12 protein-coding genes are annotated in these 15,824 nt (G+C 60.3%); 5 read left to right on the top strand and 7 right to left on the bottom strand.

Translation table 11 applies throughout. The annotated features are described in order from the left end of the window. The first annotated feature begins 393 nt into the window (after positions 1 to 393). Positions 394 to 1,554, top strand: a complete 1,161-nt coding sequence (locus HU720_RS21605; protein ID WP_186522671.1) for an MFS transporter — start codon at positions 394 to 396, stop codon at positions 1,552 to 1,554. Positions 1,555 to 1,563: 9 nt separating this feature from the next. On the opposite strand, the gene HU720_RS21610 is transcribed toward HU720_RS21605, so the two are convergent. Next, positions 1,564 to 2,553 (bottom strand): Fic family protein, encoded by a 990-nt coding sequence (locus HU720_RS21610; protein ID WP_186522673.1) that lies wholly within the window; start codon positions 2,551 to 2,553, stop codon positions 1,564 to 1,566. A 219-nt stretch (positions 2,554 to 2,772) separates the two neighbouring features. Between HU720_RS21610 and HU720_RS21615 the strand changes: the two genes are divergently transcribed. The 4 genes from HU720_RS21615 to HU720_RS21630 all read left to right on the top strand — a co-directional run bounded on the left by HU720_RS21615 (position 2,773) and on the right by HU720_RS21630 (position 6,986). Then, entirely contained in the window at positions 2,773 to 3,162 is a 390-nt protein-coding gene (locus tag HU720_RS21615; RefSeq protein ID WP_186522675.1) for a nuclear transport factor 2 family protein, read from the top strand. An 86-nt stretch (positions 3,163 to 3,248) separates the two neighbouring features. After that, entirely contained in the window at positions 3,249 to 4,748 is a 1,500-nt protein-coding gene (locus HU720_RS21620) for a cytosine permease (protein WP_186522678.1), read from the top strand. A gap of 13 nt (positions 4,749 to 4,761) precedes the next feature. Next, a complete protein-coding gene (locus tag HU720_RS21625; protein WP_186522680.1) occupies positions 4,762 to 6,192 on the top strand; it encodes an aldehyde dehydrogenase family protein in 1,431 nt (476 codons plus the stop codon). Positions 6,193 to 6,731: 539 nt separating this feature from the next. Next, positions 6,732 to 6,986: a hypothetical protein gene (locus tag HU720_RS21630; protein ID WP_186522682.1), complete on the top strand. Its 255-nt coding sequence runs from the start codon at positions 6,732 to 6,734 to the stop codon at positions 6,984 to 6,986. A 292-nt stretch (positions 6,987 to 7,278) separates the two neighbouring features. On the opposite strand, the gene HU720_RS21635 is transcribed toward HU720_RS21630, so the two are convergent. The 6 genes from HU720_RS21635 to HU720_RS21660 all read right to left on the bottom strand — a co-directional run bounded on the left by HU720_RS21635 (position 7,279) and on the right by HU720_RS21660 (position 15,392). Further along, positions 7,279 to 8,730: a hypothetical protein gene (locus tag HU720_RS21635; RefSeq protein ID WP_186522684.1), complete on the bottom strand. Its 1,452-nt coding sequence runs from the start codon at positions 8,728 to 8,730 to the stop codon at positions 7,279 to 7,281. Beyond that, positions 8,727 to 10,061 carry a hypothetical protein gene (locus tag HU720_RS21640; protein ID WP_186522686.1) on the bottom strand — a complete coding sequence of 445 codons (1,335 nt, stop codon included), beginning with the start codon at positions 10,059 to 10,061 and terminating at the stop codon, positions 8,727 to 8,729. Before HU720_RS21640 ends, HU720_RS21635 begins: the two co-directional genes overlap by 4 nt. A gap of 3 nt (positions 10,062 to 10,064) precedes the next feature. After that, positions 10,065 to 10,442 (bottom strand): hypothetical protein, encoded by a 378-nt coding sequence (locus tag HU720_RS21645; RefSeq protein WP_186522688.1) that lies wholly within the window; start codon positions 10,440 to 10,442, stop codon positions 10,065 to 10,067. A 215-nt stretch (positions 10,443 to 10,657) separates the two neighbouring features. Then, on the bottom strand, positions 10,658 to 13,051 hold the full coding sequence (locus tag HU720_RS21650) for a DUF3772 domain-containing protein (RefSeq protein ID WP_186522690.1): 2,394 nt from the start codon (positions 13,049 to 13,051) through the stop codon (positions 10,658 to 10,660). Positions 13,052 to 13,106: 55 nt separating this feature from the next. Beyond that, entirely contained in the window at positions 13,107 to 14,147 is a 1,041-nt protein-coding gene (gene ada / locus HU720_RS21655; protein ID WP_186522692.1) for a bifunctional DNA-binding transcriptional regulator/O6-methylguanine-DNA methyltransferase Ada, read from the bottom strand. A gap of 87 nt (positions 14,148 to 14,234) precedes the next feature. Then, positions 14,235 to 15,392 (bottom strand): MFS transporter, encoded by a 1,158-nt coding sequence (locus HU720_RS21660; RefSeq protein WP_186522694.1) that lies wholly within the window; start codon positions 15,390 to 15,392, stop codon positions 14,235 to 14,237. Positions 15,393 to 15,824: the final 432 nt, after the last annotated feature.

Genomic DNA, 15,824 nt, shown 5'->3' on the forward strand with positions numbered 1-15,824 from the left:
GCAGCCCTTTCGCGACACAAGGCCGCTCCTACACTGACCGCGTAGACGGCATCGATATGGGATGGGCGAGCTCTGTGGGAGCTGGCGACAGCCTGCGATGAGGCCCTGGAGGGCTTGCACAGAACCCTAGAATCTTCCGCAAAATGACATATCGACCTGAAGCCAGTAGAGATCCTGTGGGAGCTAGTCAGGGCGCCGAACTGCCGCGATTACGCGAGCGAGGGCAACACTGTGCCTGGGCTTTCACATGACAGCCCAAGCCCTTACACTTTCCAACAGTTGAACGCGGGATAACCGAAGCACTGCCTCGAAACCCGATGGACCTGACCTTGCCGGTCAGCCCTCGGGACCAACCGGTCCGGGCCACGGCCGGCTGTTTATCGGAGGCACCGCATGAACCCGTGTATCTGGCTACTGGCCCTGGCGACCTTTGTCACCGGCATGGCCGAAAACATCACCGTCGGCATTCTGCCGGTACTGGCCGATGGCCTCGAGGTACCGCTTGGCGTAGCCGGGCAACTGACCACGGCCTTCTCCTTGAGCTTCGCCCTCGCCGCGCCCTTCTCTCCTTTGCTCACCGCCCGTCTGCCGCTGCGCCGCTTGCTGTGCGCCGCACTGGGCGTGTTCGCCCTGTTCAACCTGCTGGCAGCCATCGCGCCAGGCTACAGCACTCTGTTGGTTGCACGCTTGGGCATGGCCGCGACCAGCGCCCTCACCTGCCTGATCTGCACACTGATGGCCACGCGCATGGTGCCGGCCGCCCTGCGCGGGCGTGCCATTGGGGTAATCTTCATGGGCATCTGCAGTTCGCTGGTGCTGGGCGTGCCTGCCGGTATGCTGCTGAGCGAGGTGCTGGGCTGGCGCGGCGTATTTGCTGGGCTGAGCCTGCTGGCGACGGCGGTGCTGCTGATGGCCTGGCGCGGCTTGCCGCAATTGCAGGGCAGCGAGCCCATCGCCTTGGCCAGCTACCTGCGCCACCTGCGCGATGGCCGCTTGCTGGCGGCACAGCTGGTGTCGCTACTGATGATCGCCGGGCATTTCACGGTGTTCGCGTATCTGGCGCCCTACGCCCAGCATATCGCCAACGTGCCGGCGGCCTGGCTCGCAGCCGTGTTTGCCGCCTTCGGCATTGCCGGTGTTGCGGGTGGCTATGTCGGCGGCTGGATGGCCGACCGTCTGGGCGCAAGCCAGGCAATCCTGCTGGCGCCGCTGCTGTACCTTGCAAGCCTGCTGGCGCTGCCGTTCTGCGCCGGCACGCCTTGGCTGTTCTTGCCAGCGATGATGCTCTGGGGGGCGCTCAGCTGGACCACCTCGCCCGTGGTGCAGAGCTACCTGGCCACACGCGGTGCGGATACCTTCCCGGCGGGCATGAGCCTGAACCTTTCGGCGATGCACCTGGGCGTCGGGCTTGGCTCGGCCATTGGCGGCGTGGTGATTACGGGTGCAGCCCTTTCAGCGACGCCCTGGGCTGGGTCGCTGCTGACCGCGCTGGCGGCGGGGCTGGCGATGTGGATTTCAATGCCTCGCGGCGTTGAGCTAAAGCTGGCGCCATGAGTCAGGGCCCTACAAGACGCGCCGGTATTGCTGGCCTGGACTCCGTGGAGAGGTGGGGTTTGTCATCTCGATCAGGCCCGCCGCCAATGCCGGCTTGAGGTAGTTGGCACTGAAGGTCGGCCGGTGGGTCAGCTCCAGGCGCTGCATCAACTCATTGGCCTTCAACGCGACACCAGGTCTGAGCACATCAAGCAGTCGCGCTACTTGATCGGTTACTTGATCGGTTACTTGATCGGTTACTTGATCGGTCTCGACCAAGGCCTCCAGCAATGCTCGCAACATGTACTCGACAAAAGGCGTGGCTTCACCCGCCCTGTCTGCCGCCGCCAGCGCAGCGTAATAAGCCTCCTGCTGCGCACAGATCACCGACTCCACCGGCAAGTAAGCTAATACAGGGCGCCAGCGGCTCAGGATCAGGGTCTGCCATAAACGCCCCATGCGCCCGTTGCCATCGGCGAACGGGTGGATGAACTCGAATTCGTAATGAAAAACACAACTGCTGATCAGCGGGTGCCAGTCACTCGCGCCCAACCAGGCCAGCAGGTCGTGCATCAGGGGCTGTAAACGGCTGGCTGGCGGGGCCATATGCAGCAGACGCTGCTCCCGATAGATACCTACCCCGCCCTCGCGAAAATGCCCAGCGTTGTCGATCAACCCGGCCATCAGCGACTTGTGCGCGGCCAACAGGTCTACCTGACGCTCAGCGCGCCAGTTGCCCATAGCTTCATAGGTGCAGAACGCATTTCGCACTTCCTGAATTTCGCGCGGCAAGCCCAGCACACGCTTGCCATCCAGCACTGCGGTGACCTGCTCGACGCTCAGGGTATTGTTCTCGATGGCAAGGGATGCCTGAATGGTGCGGATGCGGTTGCCCCTGCGCAACTGCGGCGTCAGCGCAGCTTCTCGATTGGCAGTCAGCACCCCCACTTGCTCACTGATATCAGCCACCAGCGCCAGCATGGTCGGGGTCACGGTCAGCGGCGGCTGATAATTGCTCATAGGCAGAGGTTCCATCGATTTCAGTTGCATTCAAAAACAGCGCCCTGTCACCAGACAGAGGCTGTCGACACCTTAGCCAGTGATAACGGCAGGGTAAAGCGAGCGACAACATTGGTTCACGATTTTCTGAACTGATTATTTGCCTCAGCCGATTTGTCGCCCAGCCTGCGCGCACCAGAATCGCTTCACCACAATCACAAGAACAGTGAGGCCACTCCCGTGGACCAGACACTTCAGGTGCGCCAAGCCGCCGCCGACCTCGTCGCCGCCTTTGCCAGCAACGACACCACCCGCTATTTCGCCTGTTTCAGTGAAGACGCCTCCTTCCTGTTTCACACCCTGCCCCAACCACTGCTGTCGCGCCGCGCCTACCAAGAGGTGTGGGCCGGCTGGCAGGCCGAGGGCTTTGCCGTGCTGGGCTGTGAATCCAGCAACGGGCAGGTGAGCCTGCAAGGTGAAGTTGCGATCTTCATGCACGACGTGGCCACGCGCATTCGCCTGGCCGGCGAAGAACACGCACTGAGCGAACGCGAGACCATCGTGTTTTGCAAACAGGGCGAACGCTGGCTGGCGTGCCACGAGCACCTGTCGGCTATCTCGCCAGCCTGACCTTTTGAAAGCGGCCTTGCCGCACTGCCATCGCACCCACAACAAGGCCTGCCACAGGCCGACAACATTCGCGCTGGAGCACCACCATGAGCCACTCGACCGGTATCGAGACCAATGGCGTCGAGCAGATCCCCGATGATCAACGCGACGCCTCCCCGCTGGACTTGTTCCGCCTGATCTTCGGCGGTGCCAATACCTTCGCCACCGCTGTGCTGGGCAGCTTCCCGGTGTTGTTCGGGCTGTCGTTCCAGGCCGGGGTCTGGGCGATTCTGCTCGGCGTCGGCATCGGCGCGTTGATCCTGGCGCCGATGGGGCTGTTTGGCGCACTTAATGGCACCAACAACGCCGTATCGTCCGGCGCACATTTTGGCGTGCACGGGCGCATCGTCGGCTCGTTCCTGTCGCTGCTGACCGCGGTGGCGTTTTTCTCGCTGTCGGTGTGGAGCTCAGGCGACGCGCTGGTCGGCGGCGCCAAACGCCTGATGGGCCTGCCGGAAACCGACCTCACCCTGGGCCTGGCCTACGGCCTGTTCGCCGTGCTGGTGCTGGTGGTGTGCATCTTTGGCTTCCGCTTCATGCTGTGGGTCAACAAGATCGCGGTGTGGGCCTCGAGCCTGTTGTTCCTGCTCGGCATCGCGGCCTTTGCCGGGCCTTTCGATGCGGGCTATGCCGGCAGCGTCAACCTGGGCCAGGCAGGCTTCTGGGCAGCGTTTGTCGGTGCGGCGATTTTGGCCATGAGCAACCCGGTTTCGTTCGGTGCGTTTCTCGGCGACTGGTCACGCTATATACCGCGCGCCACGCCCAAGCGGCGCATCATGCTGGCGGTCATCGCCGCCCAGGGCGCCACGCTGATCCCGTTCCTGTTCGGGCTGTGCACGGCCACGCTGGTGGCCAGCCAGGCGCCTGACTATATTGCCGCCAACAACTATGTCGGCGGCCTGCTGGCGATTGCGCCGGGCTGGTTCTTCCTGCCGGTGTGCCTGATTGCAGTGATTGGCGGCATGTCCACTGGCACCACGGCGCTTTACGGCACGGGCCTGGACATGTCCAGCGTGTTCCCGCGCCTGCTCAGCCGCGCCGCCGCCACCCTGCTGATCGGCGTGCTGGCGATAGGCTTCATCTTCATCGGCCGCTTTGCCTTCAACCTGGTGCAAAGCGTTTCGACCTTCGCCGTGCTGATCATCACCTGCACCAGCCCATGGATGGTGATCATGATCCTCGGCCTGATCACCCGCCGCGGCTTTTACCACGCCGATGACCTGCAAGTGTTTACCCGTGGCCAGCAGGGCGGCCGTTACTGGTTCGACCACGGCTGGAACTGGCGCGGCATGGGCGCCTGGCTACCGAGCGCCGCCATCGGCCTGTGCTTCGTCAACCTGCCAGGGCAGTTCGTCGGCCCGCTGGGCGAGCTGGCCGGCGGCATCGACCTGAGCCTGCCGGTCACCCTCGGCATCGCGGCAGTGCTGTACCTGAGCCTGCTCAACCTGTTCCCCGAGCCTGCCGCCGTGTATGGCCCGCAAGGCCCACGCTGGGTGCGCTGCAAAAGCGCCCCGCCCCAACCCGTAACCTGCGCCAAGATGGCCTGATCGGAAGCCGACCATGACCCCTTCTCACTATATCGACGGCCGCTGGGCCGAAGGCCAGGGCAACGACTGCATCGTTGTTCACGACCCCGCCAGCGGCCAGCCGTTTACCGAACTGATGGCCGCCAGCAGCACCCAGGTCGACCAGGCCGTGGCCGCCGCCAGGCGCGCCCTGCCCGCATGGAAAACCACCTGCGCAGCAGACCGCGCCCGCTACTTGCGCGGTTTCGCAGAGCAGTTGGGCGTGCGCCGCGAAGCACTGATTGCCTTGCAGATGCGCAACAATGGCAAGCCGCGCCATGAGGCCGAAATCGACCTCGATGACGCCATCGCCACTTTTGCCTACTACGCCGACCTTGCCGAGCAGTTGCCGGCGAAAAACCGCGACGTGCCCCTGGCCGCGCCAGGCTTTACCGCCCGCACCCGTTTGGAAGCGATTGGCGTGGTCGGCCTGATCGTGCCGTGGAACTTCCCCTTGGTCACCAGCGCCTGGAAACTCGCGCCGGCCTTGGCCGCCGGTTGCACTGTAGTGCTCAAACCCTCTGAAGTGACCCCGCTGGTCGAACTGGCCTACGGCCAGATTGCCGAGCAGCTGGGCCTGCCGGCAGGCGTGCTGAACATCGTCAACGGCAAGGCCGAGACCGGCGCTGCGCTCAGCGGCCACACGGGTTTGGACAAACTGTCGTTCACCGGCAGCAACGGCGTGGGCAGCCAGGTGATGCGCGCCGCCGCTGCGCAGTGCCGGCCGGTGACGCTGGAGCTGGGCGGCAAGTCGGCCATCGTCGTATTCGACGACTGCGATATCGACCAGGCCGTGGAGTGGGTCATCGCCGGTATTACCTGGAACGCCGGGCAAATGTGCTCGGCCACCTCACGCCTGCTGGTGCAGGAGGGTATCGCCGACACCCTGCTGGCACGCTTGCAGGCGGCGCTGGGGCAGTTGCGGGTGGGCAACCCGCAGCTTGAAGAAGCCGACATGGGCCCGCTGACCAGCCAGGCGCAGTGGCTGAAGGTTGCCAGCTATTTCGCCGTCGCCCGCGAAGAGGGCCTGAAGTGCCTTGCCGGCGGCCAGACGCTGGATCGCGAAGGCTGGTTCGTCAGCCCCACGCTGTATGTGGATGTGCCACAAAGCAGCCGCCTATGGTGCGAAGAAATCTTCGGCCCGGTGCTCTGCGCCCGGCGCTTTGGCAGTGAGGCCGAGGCCATTGCGCTGGCCAACGACAGCCGCTTCGGGCTGGTCGCCACCGTATGCAGCACCGACCTGCAACGTGCCGAGCGGGTGGCCGACGCGCTGGAGGTGGGGCATGTGTGGATCAACTCGGTGCAGGCAGTGTTTGTCGAGACGTCCTGGGGTGGTACCAAAGCCAGTGGGATCGGGCGAGAGCTTGGGCCTTGGGGGCTGGCGGGGTATCAGTCGGTCAAGCATGTGACGCGGTGTTTGGGGTGATTTTGTGGTGATCCCTCTCGAAGGCTCGAGAGGCTGGCTGATCTTGTAGTTATTCCTTTCAAGGGCCTGGGGAGGCTGACAGGTGTCTGGCGAAAGAGTTTTAGCGCTTATTAGATCGAGCGCCGCGCGAGCGGCGCTCGATCTCATAAGCGCTGCAAAGCTCTCGGCGGACACAGGGTCGCCTTCACCCCATGGCACTTGACACACCAGCCGTAAGACATTTCCGAACCTGAAACAAAGTGCTTCAAACTAGAACAGCTTGGGAATTACCCTACGCGCGCTGCCGACGCTTCTGCATTGTCGATCGTCTTCAATAGAGCTAACTTCCCCGGGTCGTCGTTGTGGCGACTGGGTGTGAGAGCCCGCTGTCGTCGAGATGAAGCACGCAGTACTGCCATGGCAGCTGTGCGCGGGCAGGCCCTGGCCTGGCCGGCGTTTGCTCATTTCGACCGGTCTCTCACCCCGCGTACGGCTGCCACCCTCATCCTGTGAGAGGGGTCTGGAGGCGGCACACACTTCAATCGAAATGAGTGCATTCCATGAATAAGATCGTCCCCGATCCACCCACCTCAAAATCCTCACAACATCCCTTCTTCACCATCAACGAAGACATGCCCACCACCGAGGCGCTGATTCACGCCATCCAGCTGATGCGCGGGATCGAAGACACCATCGATGAATACTGCTGCGCCTTGGCCGGAGAGCCGGGATTGGGAATGCTGGTCAATGCCGCACACAACGTGCAGATGGGGCGAGCATTGGCGGAACATGCGTTGAAAGGGCAAAAAACATGACTTGAATGACTGCTACACCATGCATCGTTCCTGGCAGCGGCTATGTTCCCACATAGAGTCGTGAAGCAGGCCTGACAAGATGCGGTTTACTTGAATCCACATGCTGGGTTCGGAGGTGTCCTGCCCTACTTCTGAAAAAGGTAAACTTTAGAGTTTGGCCCGAACGAGGCGCAGACAAATTAATTAATCATGCAAGCACAGCCGCGGAATGCCACCCATCTAAACCTCCGGAGCTATTCGGAGCTCCAAGGCCTCTTTTAACCAAGAGGCCCATAACGTAAATATCGAGACATCAACCATTACGCTTTGACATCGGCGGCTTGACCCCTCCCCTTCGTTTAATTTTAGCTGCCACCCTAAATATATCTGGCATATTTATGCGATCTTCAGACCGGCGCTCAACCACCCCAATATTCTGCAAAGCATCTAGAAGCAAAGTTTCTTTATCAGTAGAGTTGGACTCAAGCTCTACTGGTCCCGGATGTTCCATGGTCGCGTCTGCGATATTTTTAACTGTAGACCTCTCACGCCACCGACCTATGAAGTTTCCTGGGTCACAGGGAACCTCCAGCCCTTCCAGGTCCTTGAGGGTTGAAGAAATCCAGTAATAGTCCTCTTGCAATTGGTTAATACGGACATCAGAGGCGGCCTGCACCCCTTCTCTTATCCCATGATGATCTATGACCAATCGTACAGGAGGCTGGCGACTAACTGCCGCACGCTGTAGCGCCACAAGAAAGCTTCGAGGAGTCGTTTCTTGGAACGCATCTGCCAGGTGATCAATTAGCCAAGTATAAGTTCTACCTCGACGACGATCCGTCCCCATGAATTCACCAGCCAACTTATCAAATATGGCTTTCTGCACCTCAGGCCTTGATATTTCCCACAAGATATTGGCTTTTTCTGAACTCGCTTCTATCACCCAACGCCTAAACAATTCGTCAGTCGAAGTGTTTTTCAAAAGATAATTGTACAGCAACCCGTAAAGCTCTGTTGAATGCCAAGCCAAATCAACTTTAGCCGACTTCAACTTAGATGCATCAGGAAAACTGAATATCGCATCATCTTTAAACTGGTCTGTGCGCATAAATATTTTCGCACGCATATTGGTAAAGCTTTCCATACCTAAAGCGAGTCTTAATATACCCGTACTGAGAGCACGAATCTCTGACCAATCACTGGATATTCTGTCGAGAGCATCAAAAACAAGGATGAAAACCTTACCATTTGACTTAAAGTAACGGTTGATTTCGCGGAGTTCTTCGTCAATATCCTCCGGATTATTCTCGACCCACTCAACCGCCTCACCGAGTTGAACAAAATTTTTCCGCCCAACAAATTGAAAGGTTGCGCGAAGCAGAACTGCGGTCCATATAGATTCTGGGTCGTATCCCTTTCGAATAAGGCTCGTCAGCACTTTACCAGAGGGAGCAACACCCTCAACTTTACCTGCACCCTCGTGAAAACCTAATACCACCTCAAAGTTCTTCAACCCTAAGTCAGGATAGGATTCAGAAATCAAGTCGCGAGTCTTTTTATCTGCCAAGGCACCAGACCAAACACTTTTGCCAGTCCCTCGGTTACCAACAATAAGAGTCCGATCCTTTGAAAGAGCCAAAGAGTGCGTACCGGGAGTATAGATTTCTTCAACCGGCAATGGATCAGCAGCCGCAGCTGAGGCCTTCGGATTTAGCTTCCCTAAAGCTTCACGCAACAATGTAATTTCTTGCTCAGCTGTAGTCATGAGATACCTAAACGCTCAGAAAGGTTATTAATAAACTCACCGAAAGCCCTTTCAACTTGCTCCTCGCCAAACTGTTCAGCATTCTCACCTGGATTAAACTCGTAGTAAGCTTCATCCATAAAAATTGGCCAAGCGTAGTGGGGGGCTGACTGGTCATCCAAATCAAAGCCGAAGGCGTCTACTAATCCTTGGGCTGACTCATCCTCACCAATTTCGTCGTATATATGCTCCGCGAACAACTCGAACGATCTATCTCTAAAACCAATCAATGAGTCATGACTATCAATAGCTTTCGCGTGAACCATCTTTAATTTATAACGCCAATCACTCTCTTGAGTAGCCGTCGACTTAAATCTTGCAAGGTGCGATAAGAAATAACGATACCCCTCCCAAGTTTGGGGAGTATCCACTCCAAAAAACAAAATGTCAGCGCCAAGCCCTTGGATAGTCGCTGCTGTCGACTCATTCAAGCCAGCCCGTGCATCAATGAAGATCACGTCATAGCGCCCACACCTAGACAAATCTTTTATGAGTTCTCTAGTCTTATCTAGGAAACTGCCCTGCCCGTCGCCCCCAAAGGAGTCAGTTTCAAGATAAGCTCTCGAAATTTTCCCTAACACATTCTGAGGATTTCTACGGCAAGCTGCGCCCGCCGCCGGAACGATAGTAATTTTTCCAGGCCACCTTTCAGCAGTACTTTCCGCCACCATACTCGCAATAAAATCATCACCTACTCGACCGCGGCCGCACTCCACGTAGTAGTCAATTGCTCCATATAGAGGTATCTCATGGTTCTCTAGCAGCATCCCACCAATACCTGGAGCTTCAAGATCCAAGTCTATAGCTAGAATTGATTTACCCGCATCGGCAAATTTCTTAGACGCAACAGTAAGCGCCGTTGATCTTCCAACACCACCTTTGTGGCTAGCGAATACTACAACCGGGGGAGCGTCAACGATTGTTGGAAAGATTCCTCGCACCCAGTCACTACCGACAATACGCCGCTCTATGTACCGTGTGTAAAATGACTGCCCCGTTTTAAGAGTGACGAGTTCCCATTCATCCTTATTAGGATCAGCCAAACGAGGGTCATATAGCTCATCAGGGGTTGCGACTATTGGATTTGCTCCATATACGCCTATTCGATTCAAAATCTCGACAGACAGTGAATGCTTTTGCGAGCTTTCCACAACCTCCCGAATTACAAAAGTAAGTAGGCCATCCGCGTCCCGCAGGATTAAGTTCCGCTTAAGAAAATCATCGCCCATGACGTCTATAACAGCTGACGCCAAACTGGGTAGTGCTTCGTCGTAGCGAATAGTACTTTCCATAAGTTATCGCCTCAATCCAGCGGCAAAAATCATATGCGAAGCCTGACTGCGCCAAATTTCGTAAATTTCTGCGGTGGTGGATCCATCAGGTGAATATCTTTGAGCTATATCCCAGCCGAGCATCAAATCCTGCTTTTTTAAAATCTGGTGCATATTAGTTTGTCTGCGCTGATGTAAATGGCGCTTTGCGATGTCAATGAGATTAGGAAAGTGAGAATGGGGGGCATCTTGTCCAGGCAGAATAGTTTGTATGTGATGTTTAATAGCACACTCGGCCGAAAATCCAATCAAGTGTCCTGCGCCATCAAAGCGTTGCGAGGACGCAAGCGCCTCAGCATCGATATAATGCCTCACTGATGCCTGGCCATAATTTTCTGGCATGTTTTTTCCTTGTTCAGTCTTGGTCGGCGTCTACCAACTACTTTACCTATTAATGGTCACACAGAAGCGCCAACGGCCAAACATATTTCCTAAAGCTTACACACTCATGAGCATTGCTCGCCAGTTGAGCCTTCAGAAACCCGTCTTGGAGAATAGAGCTTCATGCCTCATACACCAAGCTTTTGGGTGTTGCGTCTCAGAAGGCCACCGCCTCATTACTGGCCCAGCTCGACTTTTTCCTGCACCAGCACCATGCTCGCCGGCGACGACAAGGGGATGCCCGCCTCGCGCAACCGCCCAAGAATGGTGAACAGCAGGTCACTGCGGGTGCCCGACACCTGCCGTGGCGACGCCACATAACCGCTGACGCCAATCACCATGCCGCTGGCGGTCAAATCCTTGAACGACACCGAGCAGGCCGGCGCATCGAGAATCGACTCGTGCTCGTGGTAGGCCGCCAGCAACAACTCACGCACCTGGGCCGGGTCGGTTTCCAGCGGCAGCGTCAGGGTAATGCCGACCACGCCGAGGGCATTGGCCATGGTCACGTTACGCACGTTCTGCGAAATGAACTGCGAGTTGGGCACGATCACCGTCGAACGGTCGGACATCTGGATTTCGGTGGCGCGCACGTTGATGCGGCGGATATCGCCTTCGACGCCGGCAAGGCTCACCCAGTCGCCCACCTTGACCGGCCGCTCGGTGAGCAGGATCAAGCCGGAAATAAAGTTCTGCACGATCTGCTGCAAACCAAAACCGATACCCACCGACAGCGCACTGACTACCCAGGTCAGGCTGGTCAGGTTGATGCGCAGGGTCGACATCACCAGCATGGCCAGGAACAGGAAGCCCAGGTAGCCGACCAGCGTCACCAGGGAGGCGCGCATGCCAGCATCCATGTCGGTTTCCGGCAGCAGGCGCTCGCTCAGCCAACGCTTGAGCACACGAATGGCAAACCAGCCACCGAACAGCATCGCCAAAGCCAGGAAGATATCGCCCGGCACGATGTTGAGGTTACCCAGCACCTTGCCGCCACTGCCGTCCCAGTCGGCCAGGCTGAGCAACAGCTCGCCGGGGCTGGTGCCCGAAGGCATGAACGCCAGCAACGCGGCGCAGCACAGCAACAGGGTGCGGCCAATGCCGGCGAGGATGGTGCTGGCCTGGGCCTGGTGGCGCTGTTGCAGGCCCAGCGCCGAGGCCAGTGCCAGGCCGCCTGGCTGGCGTGGCGACAGCAGCGTTTCACAGAGGTCGCCGAACACTTTCACCAACAGATAGGCGCAGGTGGTGACCACACTTATCCACAGCAGCTTGGCGGTGAGGAAGTACGCCAGGGTCAGGTAACCGGCCAGCAGCGTCAGCAGAATCAGCGCGACCCACACCACCACCACGAACGGGATCAGCCCCGCCAACCCGGACGGGCGCTCCAGGCCGTGCTTGCGGCGGGTGCGGCGGTAGCCAACCAGCGCCGCGACGAACAACAGCGACACCACCAGCGCAGTCAGGCCGTTGGTGGCCAGGGTCAGCGCCAGGCTGGTGCCGATGACACTGTTGATGCGCTCCTGGGTGAGCAGCACCATCAAAGTCAGGGCCAGGGCCTGCGGGAACCAGCCGAGCGCGCTGGCGACCTCGTCAGGGATCGGCGGCAGGCGCCAGGACGGGCGCTGCAACATCAGCATGGCGCGGCCCAGGCCGGAAATGAAGGCGCTGAACACCACCAAGGTCAGAATATGGTTGGTCAGGCTGGCCACATCGGTGCCCAGCTCGGCGCTGCTTTCGAGCCCCCAGCGCACCAGCGAAACAGCACCGGCGATGGTGCCCAACGTCGCCAGGCTAACCCCCAAGGCCAGGGCGCTGCGGCGCAGGCGGCCATCGGGTACCCAGCGCACCATGGCCTTGGCCAGCAAGCGTTCGAGCAAGCGGCGCAGCAAGGTCCACACCAGCACCGCGGCAATCAAAGCGCTGATGAACAACACCCGGTGCTCGGCGCTGAAGGCACTGGCGACGGCATCGGCAGCCTCGCCACGCAGATCGCGCAGGCGCGCCAGGTCTTCGTCGGTGGGGCGGATCAGGCTCGACCAGAACGCCGGGCTCAGCGGGCTGGCGGCGCGGCTGGTGATTTGCGAGTTGAACAGGCTGCGGCGCAGGTTGACGATCTGCGTGGACAGGTCGCGGGCGGACTGGGTCAGCGTGGCAGCTTCTTTCTGCTCGGCCAGCACAGCGTTTTTCTCATCGCTGAGCTGCTTGCGCTGGCGAGTCAGGGTTTCCGGCTCGTCCGGCTGCTGCGGGCCGAGCACCTTGAGCTGGTCGTCCAGGCGGTCGACATCGGCAGTGCGCTTGGTGGTCAAGGCATCGGCCTGGCGCTGCACCTGCAAGGCCGACTGGCGCAGTTGCGAAAGCAAATCGTCATTGGCGTTGGCGCTGACGCCTTGGCGAATCTGGTCGAGCCGCTCGCTCAACTGCTCAAGGTTTGCGTCCTCGTCGAGCACCTGCTGCTCGGCTACCGCCAGGCGCGATACCGGCGCTGCCGGGTTGGCCCAGGCCGGTAGCGCCAGGCACAGCAACATGGCCAGAATACCCATATAAAATCGGTCAAGACTGACACGCCCCATCGAACATTCCTCTGATGCATCACGACAAAGCGCGAATTCTACGCGCTCCGCACGCTCATCGGGGTGCCGTTTCTCGGGCCAGCAACAGGCGTTTGCGCTCCACGCCCCAGCGGTAGCCGCTGAGTTCGCCATCGCGTCGCACCACGCGGTGGCAGGGGATCGCCACGGCAATGCTATTGGCCGCACAGGCCTTGGCCACGGCGCGCACCGCCTTGGGTGCGCCGATCCGCTGGGCGATGTCGGTGTAGCTCACCCGGCTGCCCGGCGGCACCTCGCGCAGGGCCTGCCAAACGCGCTCCTGGAAGGCGCTGCCCTGCACATCCAGCGGCAGCGACAAGCCCAGCGCCGGCGCCTCGACAAAGCCGATCACCTGGGCCACCCACTGTTCGTACTCGGCATCGCCGCCGAGCAGCGTGGCGTTGGGGAATTTGTCCTGCAACTGGTGCAACAGAGGCTCCGGGGTATCGCCCAGCAGAATCGCGCAAATGCCCCGCTCGCTCTGCGCCACCAGGATCGCGCCAAGGCTGCACTGGCCCAGGGCAAAGCGAATAACCACGCCTTCAGCGCCAGCCCGGAACGCCCGTGGCGGCATACCCAGGCGCTCGCCCGCGCTTTCATAGAAACGGCTGTTGGCGTTGTAGCCAGCCTCGAAGATCGCATCGGTGACGCTCCCGGCGGTGCCTAGCTGCTCCCGCACCCGCCGGGCGCGCAAGGCGTTGCTGTAAGCCTTGGGGGTGAGGCCGGTTTCGGCCTTGAACTGGCGATGCAACTGGAAGGTGCTGACGTTCAATGCAGCCGCCAGTTGCAGCAGGCTCGGCGCCACGTCGCTGGCCTCGATCAAGCGGCAGGCGCGGGCCACCCGATCAATGCGCGTGGCGCTTGCCCAGCAGCGCTTGCAGGCGCGGTATCCGGCGGCCTCAGCTTGGAGGGCATCATTGAAGAACTGCACGTTTGCGCGCTTGGCAAGGCGCGAGGTGCAGGCCGGCTGGCAATACACGCCGGTGGTGCGGACGGCGTAGACGAAGTGCCCGCAGGCCGCTTTGTCACGGGCCTGCACGGCGTGCCAGCGGTCGGCGTCGGTGATGTAGAGGGTCATTGCAGCCACTCCAGGGGCGATGGCAACAGCGTGACAGCAAACCTCGGGGTGTTCACTCCGATTCTTGCGGGCAATTCGAGCGCTGTATCAGTCTGCCGCTGCCTGCAATTTGCCCGTGCGCCGGTAGGCCTGGCGGGCAAAGCACACGAACAACCCGGCCATCAGCGCCAGCGCCATGGGCAGGCCGTGGGGCGCGACATCCATGGCCGCGCCGCTGATCAACGGCCCGACCAGGCTGCCGACACCCCACAGCAGGCCCACGCTGGCGTTGGCCGTGACCAGGTCCTGGCCCCTGAAACGCTGCCCGATCAACACCAGCGCCAAGGTATAGATGCCGCCCGCCACCGCGCCCAATACCACCAGCAATGGCCACAGCAGCCAAGTCATGTGCAGCAGCCAAGGCAAAGCGATGCCAATGCTCATCGCCACCACCCCGCATACCAGGTGCAGCCCGGTGCGCTCAACGCGGTCGGCCAACCAGCCCAGCGGCAGTTGGAACAGCATGTCGCCGGCAAACACCACGGTGACCATCAGCGCCGCCACACCGACGGCAAAACCATGGCTGGTGGCGTAGACCGGCAGCAGCGACAGCGCCACGGCATCGAAGAACGAAAAGAACAGCACCGCCACGCACAAGGCCGGCGCCACGCGGAAGAACCCGGCCAGGCCAAAACTCTTTTCGCCCTCTTCATGCTCGACGTAGTCGTTGGGCACAGTGAACAGGATGCACAGCAGCGCCAGGCCATAACAGGCGGTGACCACGCCGGTCAGCCACGGGCTGTCGGCGCCGAGCAGCGCCAGCAGCGCCGGGCCCAGTACCTGAAAGCCGGTAAAGCTGGTGGCATACAGGGCCATGATCTTGCCGCGATTGTGCTCGGGGCAAAGCTCGTTGACCCACGACTCGCCAAGGATGATCGCGATGCCCATGCCCAGCCCAAGCCCCAGGCGCAGCAGCGCCAGCCACAGCATCGAATCGAATGCCCACTCCAGCAAGGCGATGCTCAGGGTGCACAGGCTGAAGCTGAGCAGGTAGATGACCCGCCGCGTGAGGTGCTTGCAGCAGGCATCGACCATAAACGCCGAAAGCATCATGCCGGCTGCCGGAATGGCCGAAATAACACCGATTTCCAGGGTGCCTGCGCCGGCTTCATGCAGCCGCAGCGACACCAACGGCAGGCTCGCCCCGAGGCTGAACCCCACCACAGACACCGCAAACAACAGGCCCGCCAACAAACGCATGTTCATGTACCGCTCCTTGCTCGCCAACACTGCCGGGTGAATGCCCGGGCCGGCTGGAAAATCCGCTGAATAGATGATCGAACGCAGGCGCCCGCCGTCACGCCGGGATGGCGCGGCACACAGGGGCGCGAATCAGTTCAGGGCAAGGTGTGGCGAGAAGGTGAAGGCAAACAGCACGCTGCGCCGCCGCTTCAGCACCGTGTCGCTCGGCCACGCACGGCGCGCTGTCGGGGCGACAGGCTGGCGGTGTGGACGATGAGCGTGGGGGCGGCGCATTGCAGTGGCTACGCAGGTAAGGGGGAATCGGCACTCTAGGCCAGGGCCCGTCGTCACGTCAATCGCGGCCACAGAGACTTTTGTACAACCCCATATCGATGCCGTCTACGCGGTCAGTGTAGGAGCGGCCTTGTGTCGCGAAAGGGCTGCGAAGCAGCCCCA

It is taken from the genome of Pseudomonas sp. SWRI51 (assembly GCF_014268825.1).
Classification (GTDB): Bacteria; Pseudomonadota; Gammaproteobacteria; order Pseudomonadales; family Pseudomonadaceae; genus Aquipseudomonas; species Aquipseudomonas farsensis.

Excerpts from the sequence above, each read along its gene's own strand:
- HU720_RS21645 (WP_186522688.1), bottom strand. The coding sequence starts at position 10,442 with ATGCCAGAAAATTATGGCCAGGCATCAGTGAGGCATTATATCGATGCT.
- HU720_RS21605 (WP_186522671.1), top strand. The coding sequence starts at position 394 with ATGAACCCGTGTATCTGGCTACTGGCCCTGGCGACCTTTGTCACCGGC.
- HU720_RS21635 (WP_186522684.1), bottom strand. The coding sequence starts at position 8,730 with ATGACTACAGCTGAGCAAGAAATTACATTGTTGCGTGAAGCTTTAGGG.
- HU720_RS21610 (WP_186522673.1), bottom strand. The coding sequence starts at position 2,553 with ATGAGCAATTATCAGCCGCCGCTGACCGTGACCCCGACCATGCTGGCG.
- HU720_RS21625 (WP_186522680.1), top strand. The coding sequence starts at position 4,762 with ATGACCCCTTCTCACTATATCGACGGCCGCTGGGCCGAAGGCCAGGGC.
- HU720_RS21650 (WP_186522690.1), bottom strand. The coding sequence starts at position 13,051 with ATGGGGCGTGTCAGTCTTGACCGATTTTATATGGGTATTCTGGCCATG.
- HU720_RS21630 (WP_186522682.1), top strand. The coding sequence starts at position 6,732 with ATGAATAAGATCGTCCCCGATCCACCCACCTCAAAATCCTCACAACAT.
- HU720_RS21620 (WP_186522678.1), top strand. The coding sequence starts at position 3,249 with ATGAGCCACTCGACCGGTATCGAGACCAATGGCGTCGAGCAGATCCCC.
- HU720_RS21640 (WP_186522686.1), bottom strand. The coding sequence starts at position 10,061 with ATGGAAAGTACTATTCGCTACGACGAAGCACTACCCAGTTTGGCGTCA.
- ada (WP_186522692.1), bottom strand. The coding sequence starts at position 14,147 with ATGACCCTCTACATCACCGACGCCGACCGCTGGCACGCCGTGCAGGCC.
- HU720_RS21660 (WP_186522694.1), bottom strand. The coding sequence starts at position 15,392 with ATGAACATGCGTTTGTTGGCGGGCCTGTTGTTTGCGGTGTCTGTGGTG.